We start from the raw sequence: 19011 nt of genomic DNA, 5'->3' as shown, positions 1-19011 counted from the left end.
GGTAGTTAAGTAGTGGCAGATAATAGTCAAACAACAGATTTAACCGTGAGCGATGGTAACGACCACGCACTCATTGCGGGTGCTGAGCTGGACGGAGAAGGGCAAAACCCCGATCTAGGTGAACGTAGTTCATCTAAATTTGATATGGCCGTAGGTGACCTCGATTTACTTCGTCAGGTTGTCTTAGTGCTGTCTATCTCAATCTGTGTCGCGCTTATTGTGATGCTGTTTTTCTGGGTAAAAGAGCCAGAAATGCGTCCATTAGGGGCGTACGAAACAGAAGAATTGATCCCAGTTCTTGACTACTTAGATCAGCAAAAGATCGAATATTCACTTGAAGGCAATACTATTTCGGTGCCTGCGAGTGAGTACAACTCTCTGAAGCTCAATATGGTTCGAGCTGGTTTGAACCAAGAGCGAAACGCAGGTGATGACATCCTCATGCAAGACATGGGCTTCGGTGTATCACAACGTTTAGAGCAAGAACGCCTGAAATTAAGCCGTGAAAGACAGCTTGCGAAAGCCATTGAACAGATGAAACAGGTGCGTAAAGCGCAGGTTTTATTGGCGCTACCTAAGCAAAGTGTTTTTGTACGTCACAATCAAGAAGCCTCTGCTTCTGTATTCCTGACCCTCAAAACCGGTACTAACCTCAAGCAGCAAGAAATTGACTCTGTTGTGGACATGGTCGCGAGTGCTGTTCCGGGAATGAAAACCTCACGAATTACCGTGACTGATCAACATGGTCGACTGCTGAGCTCTGGTTCTCAAGACCCAATGTCTTCGGCGCGCCGTAAAGAGCACGAGTTGGAGCGCAACCAAGAACAAGCACTGCGTGAGAAAATTGACTCTATCTTGATTCCTATCCTTGGTTTTGGAAACTACACGGCGCAGGTTGATATTCAGCTCGACTTTAGTGCGGTAGAACAAACCAGAAAGCGTTTTGATCCGAACACGCCGGCAACTCGAAGCGAATACACCTTAGAAGATTACAATAACGGCAATACTGTCGCTGGTATTCCTGGGGCGCTGAGTAACCAACCTCCATCAGATGCGTCTATCCCTCAAGATGTCGCTCAGATGAAAGATGGCGCCATGACTGGGCAGGGCTCGGTTCACAAAGAAGCGACGCGAAACTTCGAATTAGACACCACTATCAGTCATGAGCGTAAGCAAACTGGCACGGTGAACCGTCAAACGGTATCGGTAGCGATTAAAGACCGTCAATCCATCAACCCAGATACGGGTGAAGTGGTGCACACGCCAATCCCAGCTAGCGAAATCAACGCGATTCGCCAAGTACTGATTGGTACGGTTGGTTTTGATGAAAGCCGCGGTGACTTATTGAATGTATTAAGTATGCAGTTCGCACCACAAATCACAGATGTGGTTCCTGATGTGCCTATCTGGGAGCACCCTAACTTCAATGATTGGGTACGTTGGTTTGCGAGCGCGTTGGTTATTATTGTGGTGGTGTTAGTTCTTGTTCGCCCAGCAATGAAGAAACTGCTTAACCCAGCTGCAGACAACGATGACCAGATGTACGGTCCAGACGGCATGCCAATTGGTGCCGATGGCGAGACCAGCCTAATTGGCGGTGACATTGAAGGCGGCGAGCTGTTTGAATTTGGTTCAAGCATCGACTTACCGAATCTTCATAAAGATGAAGACGTGCTGAAAGCAGTACGTGCACTTGTAGCGAATGAACCAGAGCTAGCAGCTCAAGTAGTTAAGAATTGGATGGCAGATGGCTAACGAAATTGTTCCACAACAAGCTGAAGGCGGTGAAGTGCTTGATGTTTCAAGTGTGGATATCGGCTCTATCTCAGGCGATGAGCGCGCTGCGATCTTATTGCTAAGTTTGAACGAAGAAGATGCGGCAGGCATTATTCGCCACCTAGAACCTAAGCAGGTTCAACGTGTGGGTAGTGCAATGGCGCGTGCTACGGATCTATCTCAGGAGAAAGTAGGCGCAGTGCACCGTGCTTTCTTAGATGATATTCAGAAGTACACCAACATCGGTATGGGCAGTGAAGACTTCATGCGCAATGCACTTGTGGCAGCTCTGGGTGAAGACAAGGCCAACAACCTTGTTGACCAAATCCTTCTGGGAACCGGCTCAAAAGGCTTGGATTCTCTTAAGTGGATGGATCCTCGTCAGGTGGCAAGTATCATCATTAACGAGCACCCGCAGATTCAAACTATCGTATTGTCTTACCTAGAAGCCGATCAGTCTGCTGAGATACTGTCTCAGTTCCCTGAACGTGTACGTTTAGATCTGATGATGCGTATTGCTAACCTTGAAGAAGTTCAACCTTCGGCGCTTGCTGAGCTGAACGAAATCATGGAGAAACAGTTCGCAGGTCAAGCTGGCGCTCAAGCTGCCAAAATTGGCGGCCTGAAGGCAGCGGCAGAGATCATGAACTACATGGACAACAATGTTGAAGGTGTCTTGATGGATCAAATCCGCGATCAAGACGAAGACATGGCAACGCAGATTCAAGATCTTATGTTTGTGTTTGAAAACCTCATTGAAGTGGACGACCAAGGTGTTCAGAAACTGCTACGTGACGTTCCACAAGACGTTCTACAGAAAGCACTTAAAGGTGCTGATGAAGGCCTGCGTGAGAAGATCTTCAAGAACATGTCTAAACGTGCTGCCGATATGATGAGAGACGATATTGAGGCAATGCCGCCAGTGAAAGTCTCTGACGTAGAAGCGGCTCAGAAAGAGATTTTGGGTATTGCGAGGAAGATGGCAGACAGTGGCGAGATTATGCTGTCTGGTGGCGCCGACGAGTTCCTTTAATACAGAAACCTCAAAAGCCCCACACCGTTGGGGCTTTTCTTTGTCCGACCTCGAACCACAGATTAATTACAGTTTAACTGCCTGAATTTATAAGCAGTTGGGCTCACTCAGAAATAGGTACTGATATGTCAGGTGATAGAAAACGCGGCTTCCTTCGCCCTGAAGAAGATAATACGGTTGCCCAACCTCAGAAATGGGGGCTACCTGATTACACCTCTGATGTGAGTAAACAAGCCAAAGAAACGGCGTTTAACTACGATCCGGGTTGGATGCCAACGGTTGAAGAAGCGATCGAAGAGGAAGAGCTGATTCTGACCGAAGAACAAATCGAACTGATCAAGCAAGGCGCTTATCAAGAAGGTCTGCATCAAGGTCAGGAAGCTGGCTTCAAGCAAGGTTACGAAAAAGGCAAAGAAGAAGGTTTTGCCGCGGGCCATGCCGAGGGTAATGAAGCCGGTAAGCTCGAAGGCGTTACCGCTGGTCAAGAGTACATTCAACAACAAGTCGCTATCTTTATGGGGCTCGCAAACCAGTTTGCTCAACCTTTGGAACTGATGAACGCTCAGGTTGAAAAGCAGCTAGTGGACATGGTGCTGACTATGGTTAAAGAGGTGGTGCACGTTGAAGTTCAGACCAATCCACAAATCATCCTAGATACCGTGAAAGAGTCTGTCGAATCGCTGCCGATTTCTGGTCACGCTATTACCTTGAAGCTTAACCCGGAAGACGTCACGATCATCCGTTCTGCGTATGGGGATACGGAATTGGACTGCCGAAATTGGACATTAGTTTCAGAGCCTGCACTTAACCGTGGCGATGTACAAATTGAAGCGGGTGAATCGAGTGTGAATTATCGAATGGAAGAGCGTGTGAAGAACGTTATCCAGAGCTTCTGTGGTGCTAATCGTCATCAAGGTCATGCGTAATGCTTGAGTTAGCAAATCGTCTCAGCCAATACAAAGTCGAAGGGCTAAAATCACGCCCCGTTGCTTCTGGTAAGTTGGTGCGGGTAGTCGGATTAACCCTTGAAGCAACTGGCTGCAAAGCGCCGATTGGTAGCCTGTGTTTAGTTGAAACCATGTCTGGCCAGATGGAAGCTGAAGTGGTTGGTTTCTCTGGTGATAACCTATTTCTGATGCCGAGTGAACAAATCACAGGGATCTTACCCGGTGCTCGCGTCACTCCCATGACTTCTGAAAGCGGTATTCCGGTGGGTATGGAACTGCTTGGTCGTGTTATCGACGGTGTGGGCAACCCATTGGATGGGCTTGGTCCTATCTATACCGAGCAACGCGCATCATTCAGTGCCGAACCGATTAACCCTCTGGCTCGTAAGCCAATTTCTGAACCACTTGATGTTGGCTTGAAAGCAATTAACGGCTTGCTGACGGTAGGTAAAGGGCAGCGTATCGGTCTGTTCGCAGGTTCTGGTGTTGGTAAATCCGTAACACTAGGCATGATGACTCGAGGTACCACAGCGCAAGTGGTTGTGGTGGGCTTGATTGGTGAGCGTGGACGCGAAGTAAAAGAGTTTATCGAAGAGATTCTTGGTGAAGACGGCCGTAAGCGATCGGTTGTGGTTGCTGCGCCTGCCGATTCATCACCATTGATGCGTTTGAAAGGCTGTCAAACGGCGCTAACGGTGGCGGAATATTTTCGTGACCAAGGCTTAGATGTTCTGCTCCTGATGGACTCACTGACCCGTTTTGCACAGGCTCAGCGTGAAATCGCACTATCTGTTGGCGAACCGCCGGCAACTAAAGGTTATCCGCCATCAGTATTTGCTAAGTTACCAGCGCTGGTTGAACGTGCGGGTAACGGCAATGATGAGCAAGGCTCGATCACAGCCTTTTTTACAGTATTAACCGAAGGTGATGATCTACAAGACCCAATCGCCGATGCCTCACGAGCGATCCTCGATGGCCACGTTGTGTTGTCGCGTGAAATGGCAGATGCGGGTCATTATCCTGCGATTGACGTTGAGAAATCCGTCAGCCGTGTGATGCCTCAAATTACCACCGAAGAACATGTGTTGATGTCGAAAGCCGTAAGACAAGTGCTTTCTATCTGTCGCAAGAACCAAGACTTGGTGTCGATTGGTGCTTACAAGCCGGGTACCGACCCTGCGATTGATAGCGCCTTCACCTTGAAGCCGAAGTTAGATGAGTACTTACAGCAGAAGATGAAAGAAACAGTGCCATACGACATGTGCGTCAACATGTTGAAGCACGTGCTGGGTGGCTAGCAGGTGATTAAGGTTAGTCATGGATAACGCATTAGAGTTTCTTCTCGACCAAGCAAAAGACCAAGAAAACCAAGCGGTATTAGCGCTCAACAAAGCGAATGCGGAGCTGCAAGGTTACTACGAACAGGTCGCACAGATTGAAAAGTATCGACTGGATTATTGCCAGCAACTTGTCGATAGAGGCAAAGCTGGGCTAACAGCCAGTCAATATGGGCATTTGAATCGCTTCTTAACTCAATTGGATGAAACGCTTTCTAAACAGCGAGAAGCGGAGCATCACTTTAAAAATCAGGTCGACAACTGCCAGAACTACTGGATGGAACTGCGTAAGAAACGTAAATCCTATGAGTGGTTGATGGAGAAGAAGCAGAAAGAGAAAGCCAAATTACAGGATCAAAGAGAACAAAAGCAAATGGATGAGTTTTCAACTTTGCTCTATAGTCGAAAGAAGATGTGATCCTGAGCCACGAATCTTACTGGCGCTGTTCACATGGTGATTAGCCGAGATTTCTAGGCATGTTTCTTGCTCTGATTTATATAAAATTGCGCCTTGTGCCTTCCAAAGGTATGAAAAGCATCCGACTTTCTTTTTGTCACCTGTTTAGGGTGGCAAAGCTAGTAGATAGAGCTTGTATATATGAATGTTAGTCCTTCTTCAAATTCAGCGACCAATACAACGTCTTCGTTGTTGGATACCGGTTCTGCCGCTTCTAAGGTGGAGGAAACCGGTGATTCAAAAGGTTTCTTTGAATCTTTTAAAGAAGCGCTCGGCTTTGAAGAGAGTGGTAGCAAAGCAACGGAAAAAGAAGCAGACAGCACTACAAAATCTGATGCTAAACAAGCCTCTACGGAAAGTGAAGCTTCAGATGAAGCAAAGAAAACGAACTCAACAGCTGAGACTACGGATGAGTCAAGTCAAGCACAAAGTAAGCAAGTGGCTTCAGAAGTTGAGGGTGAGCAAGCCACAGACAAAACTCCTGTAGAGGCTGTCTCTAGCTCAGAGTCGCAACTTAAAGCGAATTCAGCCGATGATACCGCTACCGCTAACAAGGCGGGTGAGAAAGATGAATTGGCTTACAACAATGGCTTGAAGGAACAGACAGCTCAACCGCAAGGTCAACCTTCAACAGCGCTAGACGAACCGACTCAAGCATCGCAAGCGGCGGCTGCGATGAATGAAGGAAACAAGTTATTAGGTCAGTTGGATGAGGCAAATAAAACGCTGAATCAGACGCCGAACGGCAAAGCCTTGCCACAGCACTCTCAGTTAGAACAGTCTCAGGTTGAGCAAGCTCAAGGTAGTATTCCTGGAGCTTCTGTTACAGGCTTCTCAGTTGCAGGTGAAATGGGTAAGCAACTCCAGCAAACCAACGCAGCGAATCAAGGTAGCGCGCTAGAAGTGGACTCTGAAATTGCTGTGCTGACTGGCGGGAAAGGCGTTTCCCAATTAACAGATGATGAAATTCGTCAGTTGATGGATAAAGGCGTTACTCCAGAGCAGATTGAAGCAAGCATGAGCCGAGAGCTCAGCCAGAAAAATGCGGCACAAGCAGAAGTTGCAGGACAAAGCCAAGCACTGTCTCCAGCGGATATTGAGTTGGCAAAACAGGTAGATACACACACCAAAGCGCTCAATCAACTGAACGCTCAGATTGAGTCAAAACAGTCTGTTGTTGATGGTTTGCTGCAGAAGCAGCAAAGTGGCGCAAGTTTGACAACAGATGAACAAGCGATGCTGGCTAAAACAACCGCTGAGTTAGACGTTTTGGATAAACAACTCGTAAACGTTCAGCAACAAGCAACGGCTTTATTGAGCCAAGCTCCGGGCGCAAACAATGCCTCTGCTGAGCCTGTTGCGATTGATTGGGATAATACAGATTCAAATGAAGCCAAAGCCTTAGCAGCGGCAGCTTCAACAGCAGTGGTTGCGACAGCTACGCAGCAAACTACGGCACAAGCTGCAGCGCAATCGACAAGTAATGCCGCTACCACTCATGCAGCGACGGATAAAGCAGCAATGCTGCACGCTAATAATACACATGTAGCCCAACAGGCAGCTGCTCAACAAGCTAATGTCGCAGCACAACAGCCACAAGCTGCGTTGGATCCGGCGTTAACCGCGCAAGGTGTGGCGCTGAATGCAGCACCTGCCGCGACTAAAGCGGGTTCAACAGACATGTTGCTTAAGGCCGGCGCTGGTGCAGCTGCTCTTTCCGGTCTTGGCAAAGCCGGTGCTAAGGAAGATTCGAAAGACACCACATTTGCTCAGCAGATCGCTTCTGCGGCTGGCGTGCAAGGTGCAGCTAACGCAGGTTCGGCACCAACACGAGCCGAGATTCAAGCCGCTCAACAGGCACCGTTGCAGCTGACTAAAGAGCTAGCAAACGAACAGGTCGCTGAAAAAGTACAAATGATGATGTCTAAAAACCTTAAGAACTTAGACATTCGACTCGATCCACCAGAACTGGGTCAGATGAAGATCCGCATGACCATGAATAATGACGTGGCGAACGTGCATTTTACGGTGAACAGCCAACAGGCGAGGGATGTGATTGAACAAACCTTACCTCGATTGAGGGAGATGCTTGCTCAGCAGGGTATGCAGCTTGCCGATTCATCCGTTCAACAGCAAAGTTCAGGTCAGGGGCAAGATAGATACAACAGTGGTGAGCAACAATCAGGCTCTAACCGCACAAATGATACGCAAGGTGATGAAAACCTTGATAGTGGCAGCAATCTTGAATTGAATGTCGCATCAAAGCGTGATGGAATTAGTTATTATGCCTAATATCAGGCTGAGCGCATTTAGTTAATAGACAGAACCAGCTGATAGGCAGAACCGTCAGTGAATCGAAAGAACAGGAAGTTAGAGTAAAGTATGGCAGAAGTACAAGATGCACCTAAAGGAAAGAGTAAGCTCCTTATTATCATTATAGCGGTCGTTGTTTTACTGCTTGGTATCGGTGGTGCGCTGTTCTTTTTCTTAGGCTCCGATGATAGTGCCTCAGAATCTCAGTCTCAGCCCGCAACAGCTGTGGTTGCAGCAGAGCCTGTTATGTATGTGAACATCCCTCAGCCCTTCTTGTTCAATGTAACAGGTGATAAAAAAGATCGCCTAGTTCAGATAAAAGCGCAGCTGATGGTGCGTGGTAGCAAAAATGAAGACCTGGCACGTTACCACTCTCCACTAGTAGAGAGCACGCTGCTCGCAACATTCGCTTCGGCAACGGTTGATCAACTTCGCTCACCAACAGGGCGAGTGGAACTGCGTGACAAAGCGACAGAAGATATTAAAGCAAGTCTGGCTCAAGCTGTTGGCCAGCCTGTGATTGAAAAAGTGTTATTCACTGACTTCGTAATTCAATAGGTAATTTGTGACCGATTTATTAAGCCAAGACGAAATTGATGCGCTGTTACACGGCGTTGATGATGTTGAAGAAGTTGAAGATGTCTTAGAGACCGACAATGACAGTGCGGTCAATTTTGACTTCTCCTCTCAAGATCGAATCGTCCGTGGTCGAATGCCGACCCTTGAACTTATTAACGAGCGTTTCGCACGTCATATGCGAATTAGCTTGTTTAATATGTTGCGTAAAACGGCTGAAGTGTCGATCAACGGCGTACAGATGATGAAATTTGGTGAATACCAAAACACTCTGTACGTACCAACCAGTTTAAACATGGTGCGTTTCCGTCCGCTTAAAGGTACGGCGCTGATCACCATGGAAGCACGTCTTGTTTTCATTCTTGTAGAAAACTTCTTTGGTGGTGATGGTCGCTTCCACGCCAAGATTGAAGGCCGTGAGTTTACGCCAACGGAAAGACGTATTATCCAGCTGTTGCTGAAGATTGTATTTGAAGATTACAAAGAAGCTTGGTCACCAGTAATGGGGGTTGAGTTTGAATACTTGGATTCTGAAGTGAACCCGAGTATGGCGAACATTGTGAGCCCAACCGAAGTTATCGTAGTGAGCTCATTCCATATTGAAGTGGATGGCGGCGGTGGCGATTTCCATGTGGTCATGCCTTACTCCATGGTTGAGCCGATCCGTGAACTGCTTGATGCGGGTGTTCAATCAGACAAAATGGAAACCGATGTTCGTTGGAGCACGGCACTGCGTGATGAAATCATGGACGTGCCTGTTAACTTCCGCGTCAACCTTCTAGAGCAAGATATCTCACTACGTGACTTAATGGAGCTGCGCCCTGGTGATGTCATTCCAATGAACATGCCTGAGCACGCGACCATGTTCGTAGAAGAGTTACCGACCTACCGTGTAAAAATGGGGCGCTCGGGTGAAAAACTCGCGGTACAGATTTCTGAAAAAATTCAAAGACCTCATGTGGTCAAAACTGATCTCGCTTTCCTAGGCAAAGACTTAATGTCTGAACTAGAAAATAGCGATGATAACGAATAGCAAAATAGATAAAAGTATAGGAATTGGTAATGGAACCTAGTGAAGATCAAAAGCTAGCAGACGAATGGGCTGCAGCACTTGGTGAAGACCCTTCTGCACCGTCAATTGATGTTGACGATGTGCTTGCGGCACCACTTGATGAGCTAACTGATTCATCGTCTCCGATTTCTGAAGACGAGCGCCGCAAGCTGGATACCATCATGGATATCCCAGTCACCATTTCTATGGAAGTTGGCCGTTCTCAGATCAGTATCCGCAACCTTCTGCAATTGAACCAAGGTTCGGTCGTAGAGTTAGACCGTATTGCTGGTGAGTCACTGGATGTGATGGTCAATGGTACTCTGATTGCTCACGGTGAAGTGGTTGTGGTGAACGACAAATTTGGTATTCGTTTGACCGACGTAATTAGCCAAACAGAACGTATTAAGAAGCTACGTTAATGCGCTTATCGTCTCTAAGGTTGACGAGTTTACCTCAAGGGCTGAAGAGCTTATCTCGAGCAATAGTTGGAGTTGGGCTGTTTGCTATTCCTTCTGTTGCCTTTGCAGCAACGCCACCTTCTCTTGATTTAGCGACCACTTTTGGGTCGCTAATTTTCGTTATAGCCTTCATTTTATTTATTGCTTGGTTGCTTAAGCGCATGCAAGTGCCAGCGATGTCCAATCAACAAGGTTTGGCGATTGTTAGACAAATCCCTGTGGGCACAAAAGAGCGTATCGCTATTGTGCAAGCGGGCGATGAGCAGTTCTTGGTGGGCATTACCACTCAATCTATTCAGCTGATCTCTAAGCTTGATAAACCTCTTACTCAGGAGATGCTGGAAAAAAGTACATTCTCAAGTCAGCTTTCCCAGCTCATGAAAAAAGATGCAAACAAATAACGGACTTTTGAACTCATCTTACTTTTACCAAATCGGAGCTTTCCGTGCGGTGAAAGTGCTGCTGGTTCAGCTTACTCTTCTCTGTACCCTTTTTTTTAGTGTGTCGGTATTTGCACAGGCTGAAGACGGCACTGTTATTCCCGCCAACACCGCGGGCTCAGAGTCGGTCACCATCAGCACTATGGAACAAGACCAAGCTAAATCGACCACCATGACCACCGGCAGCTTGACGGGTAACGGGGGCGGCATTCCTGCCTTCACCATGACGACCAATGCTAACGGTGGTGAAGACTACTCGATAAACCTGCAAATTCTTGCGTTGATGACCATGCTTGGCTTCTTGCCGGCAATGGTTATTTTGATGACTTCGTTCACCCGTATTGTGGTGGTGATGTCCATCCTGCGTCAGGCAATGGGTTTGCAACAAACGCCATCGAATCAAGTCATCATTGGTATCGCAATATTCTTGACCTTCTTCATCATGTCGCCGGTGATCAATCAGGTGAATGAGCAAGCGGTTCAACCTTATTTGAATGAGCAGATAACCGCACGACAAGCATTTGATGTTGCCCAAGGGCCGATTAAATCATTCATGCTAAAACAGACCCGAATCAAAGACTTAGAGACTTTTGTTGAGATCTCCGGTTCGGAAGTGACCAACCCGGAAGACGTTTCAATGGCAGTGTTGATTCCTGCGTTTATCACCTCTGAACTCAAAACCGCGTTCCAGATTGGCTTTATGTTGTTCTTGCCATTTTTGATCATCGACTTGGTGGTGGCGTCGGTATTGATGGCGATGGGTATGATGATGTTGTCACCAATGATCGTATCGCTGCCGTTTAAACTGATGCTGTTCGTTCTTGTTGATGGTTGGAACCTGATACTCTCCACACTCGCCGGCAGTTTTGCCTTGTAGCTAGGGGACATCATGAATCCTGAAATATTCGTAGAGTTGTTCCGAGACGCACTTTGGATGGTGTTAATCATGGTTTGCGCCATCATTATCCCCAGCCTGCTTATTGGTTTGGTCGTTGCTATCTTCCAAGCAGCGACCTCGATCAACGAACAAACATTGAGTTTCCTACCGCGTTTAATTGTGACCTTATTGGCCTTGATGCTGTTTGCGCACTGGATGACTCAGATGATGATGGAGTTCTTCTTTGAGCTCATCGAACGTTTGCCTCAAGTTCTGTATTAAACCGATATGGAATATCCAACGAGCCTTGTACTAGAGTGGTTAGCCAATTATTTTTGGCCTTACACTCGCATCTCAGCCATGCTGATGGTGATGACGGTCACGGGGGCACGTTTTGTGTCGCCGCGTATTCGTCTGTACTTAGGTTTGGCGATTACCTTCGCAGTAATGCCTGCGATTCCCGCGGTTCCCAAAGAGATTGAACTGCTCTCTTTCCAAGGCTTCCTAACTGTCTTCGAGCAAATTGTGATTGGTGTGGCGATGGGCTTTGTCACTCAGTTCATGATTCAAACCTTTGTTATGCTCGGTCAGATACTTGGTATGCAATCGAGCTTGGGTTTCGCCTCTATGGTCGACCCGGCAAACGGTCAGAACACGCCAGTATTGGGTCAGCTCTTCATGCTACTTGCGACTATGTTTTTCTTGGCGACCGATGGTCACTTGAAGATGTTGCAGCTGGTGGTATTCAGTTTTAAAACTCTGCCGATTGGCAGTGGCTCTCTGACCTCGGTCGATTTTCGAGAGCTGGCACTATGGCTCGGCATCATGTTCAAAGCGGCATTGGCGATGTCATTGTCGGGTATTATCGCGCTGCTGACGATAAACCTGTCATTCGGTGTAATGACACGTGCCGCGCCTCAGTTAAATATCTTTTCTTTGGGTTTTGCATTTGCGCTACTCGTGGGTCTGTTACTTTGTTGGTACATCCTTGGCGGCTTATATAGTCACTATGAGCTATTTTGGATGCAAGGCGAGCAACAGATATGTCGTCTAATCCGGTTAGATTGCTAGGAGACTGAAATGGCAGAGTCAGACGGTCAAGAACGCACAGAAGACGCCACGCCCAGACGCTTGCAACAGGCCAAAGAGAAAGGGCAGGTTGCAAGGTCAAAAGAGCTGGCGTCAGCATCGGTATTAATTGTCGGTGCCGTTGCATTAATGTGGTTTGGTGAATCGATGGCGAAGGCGCTGTTCGAGGCCATGCAACGTCTGTTTTCTTTAAGCCGCGATGAAATCTTTGATACCAACAAACTACTGGAAATTGCTGGTGGTTCATTGGTGAACTTGCTGTTTCCGCTGTTCTTAATTCTGATCACCTTGTTTATTGCGGCTGTTATTGGCGCAGCTGGGGTTGGCGGGATTAACTTCTCGATGCAAGCAGCGATGCCAAAGGCGTCTAAGCTCAATCCTCTCAGTGGTATCAAGCGTATGTTTGGCCTGCAAAGCTGGGTCGAACTGATTAAATCGATTTTGAAAGTGGCGCTGGTATCGGGAATGGCGGTTTATCTGATTCAGGCTTCCCAACATGACTTAATGCAGCTGAGCATGGATGTCTATCCGCAGAATATCTTTCACGCCTTAGATATCTTGCTTAACTTCATTCTGCTAATCAGTTGTTCTCTGCTCATTGTGGTAGCCATCGATATTCCATTCCAGATCTGGCAACACGCAGATCAATTGAAGATGACCAAGCAAGAAGTGAAAGACGAATTTAAAGACACTGAAGGTAAGCCTGAAGTGAAAGGTCGAATTCGTATGTTGCAAAGGGAAGCGGCTCAGCGTCGTATGATGGCTGATGTACCTCAAGCGGACGTGATTGTCACCAACCCGGAACACTTCTCGGTGGCTTTGCGCTATAAGCAGAATCAAGATAAAGCGCCTATTGTGGTTGCTAAGGGCGTTGACCATATGGCGATGAAGATCCGTGAAATCGCCCGAGAACATGATATCTATATTGTTCCTGCACCACCGCTTGCGAGGGCGCTGTATCACACCACTGAGCTCGAACAACAAATTCCTGACGGTCTGTTTACCGCTGTAGCTCAAGTGCTTGCATATGTGTTCCAGCTAAAACAATATCGAAAACGTGGTGGTGAGAGGCCAAAACTGCAAGATTCTAATATGCCGATCCCACCTGATTTACGTCATTAGATCAATTACTTGAGCTCAGCCTTATGAAGCTTGATAATAGAGGCATTAATTGGCTTCTGTTTGCCAACAAAGCGCTGATAAATTGACGTTCGATATTGGTACAGTGTTTGCTATATCAATCCTGAACATTATAAGCCGGTCATGGTAAACCTGATCACTATAAACCTTGTTGCTAATAACGTTGGCAACATAGCTTAGCCCTGAGCCCAATTTGCTTGGCGAGAGGCGACAACATAGCGAAACTATCTAGATTTATGAAATTCTCCCTGCCTTTTGCGGACAAGCTACCAAAAATCCCTAACCGTGCCATGCCTGCAATTGGTGCGCCTGTTATGGTACTTGCCACGCTGGCGATGGTGGTGTTGCCGATTCCTGCGTTCTTGCTGGATATGTTCTTCACCTTCAACATCGCACTCGCTATGGTTGTGTTACTGGTATCGGTTTACACACGAAGACCTTTAGATTTCGCCGCTTTCCCGACCGTCCTTCTTATTGCGACTCTGCTTCGATTGGCTTTGAACGTTGCATCTACTCGTGTGGTTCTACTACACGGTCATGAAGGTGGCGATGCTGCGGGTAACGTGATTGAGGCCTTCGGTAACGTGGTTATCGGTGGTAACTACGCGGTTGGTTTAGTTGTGTTCTTGATCTTAATGATCATCAACTTCATGGTTGTTACCAAAGGTGCAGGCCGTATCTCGGAAGTAAGTGCACGTTTTACCTTGGATGCGTTACCGGGTAAACAAATGGCAATCGATGCCGATTTGAATGCGGGTTTGATCGACCAAGATCAGGCGCGTCTGCGACGTTTTGAAGTTACCAAAGAGGCCGACTTCTACGGTTCGATGGATGGTGCTTCGAAGTTCGTTAAAGGTGATGCGATAGCGGGTATTTTGATCCTGTTCATCAACATCATTGGTGGCTTGAGCATAGGTATGGCTCAATTTGGTTTGGGTTTCGGTGAAGCTATCGAGATCTACACGCTACTGACTATCGGTGATGGTCTGGTTGCACAAATTCCATCTCTATTACTGTCGATCGCTGCAGCGATGATGGTAACGCGTCAAAATACCGATGAAGACATGGGCCAACAGCTCATCTTCCAGATGTTCGACAATCCAAAAGCCTTGATGATCACTGCGGCGATTCTCGGTGTGATGGGTATTGTTCCGGGCATGCCACACTTCTCATTCTTGAGCCTAGCTGCAATAGCTGGTGGTGCGGCTTATTATATCGATAAGAAACAGAAGAAGAAGGCATTGGAGCCGAACCTCCCTGCAGCTGTTGAAGCCAGTGGAGAGACGGGGTCACAAAAAGAGCTTTCTTGGGATGACGTTCAACCTGTTGATATTATTGGTCTTGAAGTAGGCTACCGCTTGATTCCTCTGGTAGACAGAGACCAAGGCGGCGAACTACTAGAGCGCGTTAAAGGTGTACGTAAGAAGTTGTCTCAAGATTTCGGCTTCTTGATCCCAGCAGTACACATCCGTGACAACTTAGAACTGACACCAAACAGCTACCGAATCACCTTGATGGGGGTTGCAGTGGGTGAGGCTGAGATAAAACCGGATATGGAGCTCGCGATTAACCCAGGTCAAGTATACGGGATGATCGATGGTGAGCCGACCATCGATCCGGCATTTGGTCTTGAAGCGGTGTGGATTCGTGAGGAGCAACGTGAGCATGCACAGGCTCTTGGCTACACAGTAGTTGACTCGTCGACCGTGCTAGCAACTCATCTCAGCCAGCTGCTTACCAACAACGCGTCGCAGCTTATTGGTCATGAAGAGGTTCAGAATCTACTTGAGATGCTTAGCCGCTCAACACCTAAGTTGGTTGAAGGTTTTGTACCGGATCAGCTGCAGCTTGGTGTGGTAGTGAAAGTGCTACAAAACCTACTTAATGAAGCGATCCCAATCCGTGATATCCGAACCATAGTCCAAACTTTGTCGGAGTACTCAAGCAAGAGTCAAGAACCTGACATATTAACTGCGGCAGTTCGTATCTCGTTGAAACGATTAATTGTTCAGGAAATCAATGGGATAGAGGCAGAATTGCCTGTAATAACCCTAATTCCTGAGCTGGAACAAATCTTGCATCAAACCATGCAGGCATCCGGCGGAGAATCTGCTGGTATTGAACCTGGTTTAGCGGAACGTTTACAGACCTCTCTTAGCCAAGCGACTCAAGAGCAAGAGCTGAAAGGGGAGCCTGCAGTGCTACTGACTTCAGGCGTATTACGTTCGACTCTAGCTAAGTTCGTGAAGAACACGATCCCAAGCTTGAGAGTGCTGTCTTACCAAGAAATACCGGATGAAAAGCAGATACGTATAGTACAAGCTGTTGGTAATTAAGCCGCCTAATTAGAACGGACGATCGAATTGAAAATTAAACGATTTTTTGCAAAAGATATGCGAACTGCTCTGCTCCAAGTGAAAGAAGAACTTGGTTCAGACGCTGTGATCATGTCTAACAAAAAGGTCGCAGGTGGCGTGGAAATTGTTGCCGCTATTGATGGCGAATCTAGCCCGTCAACAGCGAGCCCAAGACTCAACAAACCTCAGCAGCCTGCGCATAACCAATACACGCAAATGGCCGCTCCTTCAGCTCCGGCAGGACGTCGCGAATTAGATGATGACAAGGTAAGCCTTCAGTCAAACTCTGAAGGTGGACGCTCAATGACGAAGCGCTTTGCAAACATGCTTAAGCAATACAGTCATGGTACGGATGATGAACCTCAGCACCGAGCTGAAAACGAAGACTCTCTGTCTGCATTACTCAATCGCCAATCTAGCAATAGCCACTTGTCGCACAACAGCCAGCCATCGAGCGGTAGTCTAGATTCAGCATTTGCTCGCGAAACCGGCCTTTCTAAATTGATTGCTGAAGATCGCCGAGTTGAGCGCCCAGCGCCTCGTTTGGATCCGACTCGCTATGATCGCGGCCGTGACAGTGGTCAATCCAAAGGCTCTGATACTGAAATGGAAACGATGCGCGAAGAGATGACTTCAATTCGCCGTCTGTTAGAGCATCAAGTGTCAGGACTGATGTGGCAAGAAGTTGAGCGTCGCGAACCACTGAGAGCCATGCTTATCAAACGTCTTGAACGTATGGGCGTGTCAGCAGAGCTTGCTGATCAGATGGCTTGTTACATTCCAGAAGATACCAAACCAGCTCGTGCATGGAAGGCGTTGTTAGCCTTGGTTGCTGACCAGATCTCCGTGACACAGAAAGATATTTTAAAACGCGGCGGAATTGTGGCTCTACTTGGCCCAACCGGCGTGGGTAAAACGACGACGGTTGCAAAGCTTGCGGCTCGCGCTGCCATGGAATATGGCGCAGACAACGTAGCACTAGTGACAACAGACACATATCGCATAGGTGCACATGAGCAGTTATCGATTTATGGTCGAATTATGGGTTGTCCTGTAAGAGTTGCTAAAGATTCTAGCGAACTGGCCGATGTAATATATCAGTTACGTAATCGTCGCCTGATTCTGGTCGATACTGCAGGTATGGGACAACGAGATGTTCGCCTATCTGAGCAGTTAGACACATTGATGCAAGAGAGTGGTTCCGTTATCAATAGCTACCTTGTTTTGCCGGCTACAGCGCAACGCAAAGTACTACAAGAAACAATTGAACACTTTAGAAGAATCCCGTTGTCGGGATGCATCATGACTAAATTGGATGAATCCCTCAGTCTTGGTGAATTCATCAGTGTCGTAATACAAAATGCATTACCAGTTGCTTACATAGCAAATGGTCAACGAGTTCCTGAAGATATCGTTATAGCTCAACCAAAGTACATGATTGCTAAGGCAAATGAGCTATTAGAGAAATCTACAGAGAATGAACCTCATTACTGGAATAGCGATTCTGAAGGGCTCTAGGCGGCGGATAAATATGAATGAAAATATGATACACGATCAAGCTAGCGGCCTCCGTCGCTTAACCAAGCCTTCAATCACCAAAGTTATTGCGGTAACGGGCGGTAAAGGTGGCGTTGGTAAATCTAACGTGACGTTAGGTATGGCTATTTGTATGGCGCGCCAAGGTAAAAAAGTCATGGTGCTTGATGCCGACTTAGGCCTTGCAAACGTCGATATCATGCTGGGTATTCGCTCTAAGCGAAACCTTGGACATGTGTTAGCGGGTGAGTGTGAACTCAAAGATGCGATTGTTGAAGGTCCGCACGGAATTAAAATTATTCCAGCGACTTCAGGCACTCAGAGCATGACAGAGCTATCACACGCACAACACGCTGGTTTGATTCGCGCATTTGGTACACTCGAAGACGAGATGGACATCTTGCTAGTAGATACCGCGGCTGGTATCTCGGACATGGTGATCAGTTTCTCAAGAGCCGCGCAAGATGTAGTGGTCGTGGTATGTGACGAACCTACCTCAATCACAGATGCATATGCGTTGATTAAGCTTTTGAGCAGAGAGCACCAAGTTCAGCGATTTAAAGTTGTCGCAAATATGGTCAGAAGCTACCGCGAAGGCCGAGAATTATTTGCAAAATTGACTTTGGTCACAGAGCGCTTCTTGAATGTGAGCCTCGAACTCGTAGCATGTATTCCTTTAGATGATAAAGTACGTCAATCAGTCAAGAGACAGAAAATCGTAGTCGACGCGTTTCCTCGCTCTCCAGCTGCATTGGCAATCAGCTCATTGGCAAATAAAGCATTGACCTGGCCAATACCAAAAACACCAAGTGGACACTTGGAGTTCTTTGTTGAAAGGCTGCTGAACCGTACTGAATTTGTAGAGGAACCATTTGGTGAATAAAGCGCTTACCTACGACCAACACGCTAATCACAATAGCCAACAGGCTTTTTTTGAGAAGTACTCTGTGTTGGTTAAACGTATCGCTCATCACTTGTTGGGGCGATTACCGCCTAATGTATTGGTTGATGACTTGATTCAAGCTGGCATGATTGGCTTGATTGAAGCGCAACAAAACTATGATGGTACCAAAGGCGCAAGCTTTGAGACGTATGCCGGTATTCGAATCCGTGGCGCAATGTTGGATGACATTCGCCGAGGAGATTGGGTGCCGAGATCGGTTCATAAAAACAATCGAGAAATCAGCAGTGCAATTGCGGAATTAGAGAGCACTCTCAACCGCGACCCAAGCGATGCCGAAGTGGCAAAGCACATGGGACTCAGTTTAGAGCAGTATCATAGTGCTTTAACTGATATTAATTGCTCAAGACTGGTCGGGATCGAAGATTTAGGCGTCTCAGATGATGTAATATCTCCGAATGAAGACTCTCAAGATAACGCGCCTTTTCAAGGGGTTGCTGATGAGTCATTCCGCCAAGCTTTGATCGATTCGATAAAACAGCTTCCGGAAAGAGAAGGCTTAGTGCTTTCGCTTTATTACGACGAAGAACTCAATTTAAAAGAGATTGGGGAAGTATTAGGTGTCAGCGAGTCTCGTGTCAGCCAAATATTGAGCCAATCTATGCAGCGTTTACGCACTAAATTAAGTGCTTGGACACAGAACGACTAACAACACTGATT

Annotated in this window: 18 protein-coding genes; all 18 read left to right on the top strand. The window is 47.2% G+C overall.

The window, feature by feature from the left end; all coding sequences use genetic code 11:
- The first annotated feature begins 12 nt into the window (after positions 1 to 12).
- The 18 genes from fliF to L0991_09305 all read left to right on the top strand — a co-directional run bounded on the left by fliF (position 13) and on the right by L0991_09305 (position 19000).
- Positions 13 to 1755 carry a flagellar M-ring protein FliF gene (fliF, locus tag L0991_09390; GenBank protein XGB61652.1) on the top strand — a complete coding sequence of 581 codons (1743 nt, stop codon included), beginning with the start codon at positions 13 to 15 and terminating at the stop codon, positions 1753 to 1755.
- The gene (gene fliG / locus L0991_09385; protein XGB61651.1) at positions 1748 to 2809 is read left to right on the top strand and encodes a flagellar motor switch protein FliG; all 1062 of its coding nucleotides are present in this window, start codon (positions 1748 to 1750) and stop codon (positions 2807 to 2809) included. The genes fliF and fliG overlap by 8 nt, the downstream gene beginning before the upstream one ends.
- Before the next feature lie 125 nt (positions 2810 to 2934).
- Positions 2935 to 3735 carry a flagellar assembly protein FliH gene (fliH, locus tag L0991_09380; protein XGB61650.1) on the top strand — a complete coding sequence of 267 codons (801 nt, stop codon included), beginning with the start codon at positions 2935 to 2937 and terminating at the stop codon, positions 3733 to 3735.
- Positions 3735 to 5054 (top strand): flagellar protein export ATPase FliI, encoded by a 1320-nt coding sequence (fliI, locus tag L0991_09375; GenBank protein XGB61649.1) that lies wholly within the window; start codon positions 3735 to 3737, stop codon positions 5052 to 5054. Before fliH ends, fliI begins: the two co-directional genes overlap by 1 nt.
- A gap of 19 nt (positions 5055 to 5073) precedes the next feature.
- On the top strand, positions 5074 to 5511 hold the full coding sequence (gene fliJ, locus L0991_09370) for a flagella biosynthesis chaperone FliJ (GenBank protein XGB61648.1): 438 nt from the start codon (positions 5074 to 5076) through the stop codon (positions 5509 to 5511).
- A gap of 180 nt (positions 5512 to 5691) precedes the next feature.
- Positions 5692 to 7842 (top strand): flagellar hook-length control protein FliK, encoded by a 2151-nt coding sequence (locus L0991_09365; GenBank protein ID XGB61647.1) that lies wholly within the window; start codon positions 5692 to 5694, stop codon positions 7840 to 7842.
- Positions 7843 to 7932: 90 nt separating this feature from the next.
- Entirely contained in the window at positions 7933 to 8421 is a 489-nt protein-coding gene (fliL, locus tag L0991_09360) for a flagellar basal body-associated protein FliL (protein XGB61646.1), read from the top strand.
- A 7-nt stretch (positions 8422 to 8428) separates the two neighbouring features.
- Positions 8429 to 9472 carry a flagellar motor switch protein FliM gene (gene fliM / locus L0991_09355; GenBank protein ID XGB61645.1) on the top strand — a complete coding sequence of 348 codons (1044 nt, stop codon included), beginning with the start codon at positions 8429 to 8431 and terminating at the stop codon, positions 9470 to 9472.
- 29 nt (positions 9473 to 9501) lie between these two features.
- Positions 9502 to 9912, top strand: coding sequence for a flagellar motor switch protein FliN (gene fliN, locus L0991_09350; protein ID XGB61644.1), 411 nt, complete (start codon positions 9502 to 9504; stop codon positions 9910 to 9912).
- The gene (fliO, locus tag L0991_09345; GenBank protein ID XGB61643.1) at positions 9912 to 10352 is read left to right on the top strand and encodes a flagellar biosynthetic protein FliO; all 441 of its coding nucleotides are present in this window, start codon (positions 9912 to 9914) and stop codon (positions 10350 to 10352) included. The genes fliN and fliO overlap by 1 nt, the downstream gene beginning before the upstream one ends.
- Entirely contained in the window at positions 10339 to 11268 is a 930-nt protein-coding gene (gene fliP / locus L0991_09340) for a flagellar type III secretion system pore protein FliP (GenBank protein ID XGB61642.1), read from the top strand. The genes fliO and fliP overlap by 14 nt, the downstream gene beginning before the upstream one ends.
- Positions 11269 to 11280: 12 nt before the next feature.
- Positions 11281 to 11550 (top strand): flagellar biosynthesis protein FliQ, encoded by a 270-nt coding sequence (gene fliQ, locus L0991_09335; protein XGB61641.1) that lies wholly within the window; start codon positions 11281 to 11283, stop codon positions 11548 to 11550.
- Positions 11551 to 11556: 6 nt separating this feature from the next.
- Positions 11557 to 12339: a flagellar type III secretion system protein FliR gene (gene fliR, locus L0991_09330; protein ID XGB61640.1), complete on the top strand. Its 783-nt coding sequence runs from the start codon at positions 11557 to 11559 to the stop codon at positions 12337 to 12339.
- A 9-nt stretch (positions 12340 to 12348) separates the two neighbouring features.
- The gene (gene flhB / locus L0991_09325; GenBank protein XGB61639.1) at positions 12349 to 13479 is read left to right on the top strand and encodes a flagellar biosynthesis protein FlhB; all 1131 of its coding nucleotides are present in this window, start codon (positions 12349 to 12351) and stop codon (positions 13477 to 13479) included.
- 254 nt (positions 13480 to 13733) lie between these two features.
- Positions 13734 to 15833 carry a flagellar biosynthesis protein FlhA gene (gene flhA, locus L0991_09320; protein XGB61638.1) on the top strand — a complete coding sequence of 700 codons (2100 nt, stop codon included), beginning with the start codon at positions 13734 to 13736 and terminating at the stop codon, positions 15831 to 15833.
- Between the two features lie 27 nt (positions 15834 to 15860).
- Positions 15861 to 17372, top strand: a complete 1512-nt coding sequence (gene flhF / locus L0991_09315; GenBank protein ID XGB61637.1) for a flagellar biosynthesis protein FlhF — start codon at positions 15861 to 15863, stop codon at positions 17370 to 17372.
- Positions 17373 to 17385: 13 nt separating this feature from the next.
- Complete coding sequence (locus tag L0991_09310) at positions 17386 to 18273, top strand: MinD/ParA family protein (protein ID XGB61636.1); 888 nt, start codon at positions 17386 to 17388, stop codon at positions 18271 to 18273.
- On the top strand, positions 18266 to 19000 hold the full coding sequence (locus L0991_09305) for an RNA polymerase sigma factor FliA (protein XGB61635.1): 735 nt from the start codon (positions 18266 to 18268) through the stop codon (positions 18998 to 19000). The genes L0991_09310 and L0991_09305 overlap by 8 nt, the downstream gene beginning before the upstream one ends.
- Positions 19001 to 19011: the final 11 nt, after the last annotated feature.

The organism is Vibrio chagasii (genome assembly GCA_041879415.1).
Taxonomy (GTDB): Bacteria; Pseudomonadota; Gammaproteobacteria; order Enterobacterales; family Vibrionaceae; genus Vibrio.
The sequence above is the reverse complement of the archived record's forward strand: the minus strand, read 5'-3'. Positions and strand labels throughout refer to the sequence as shown.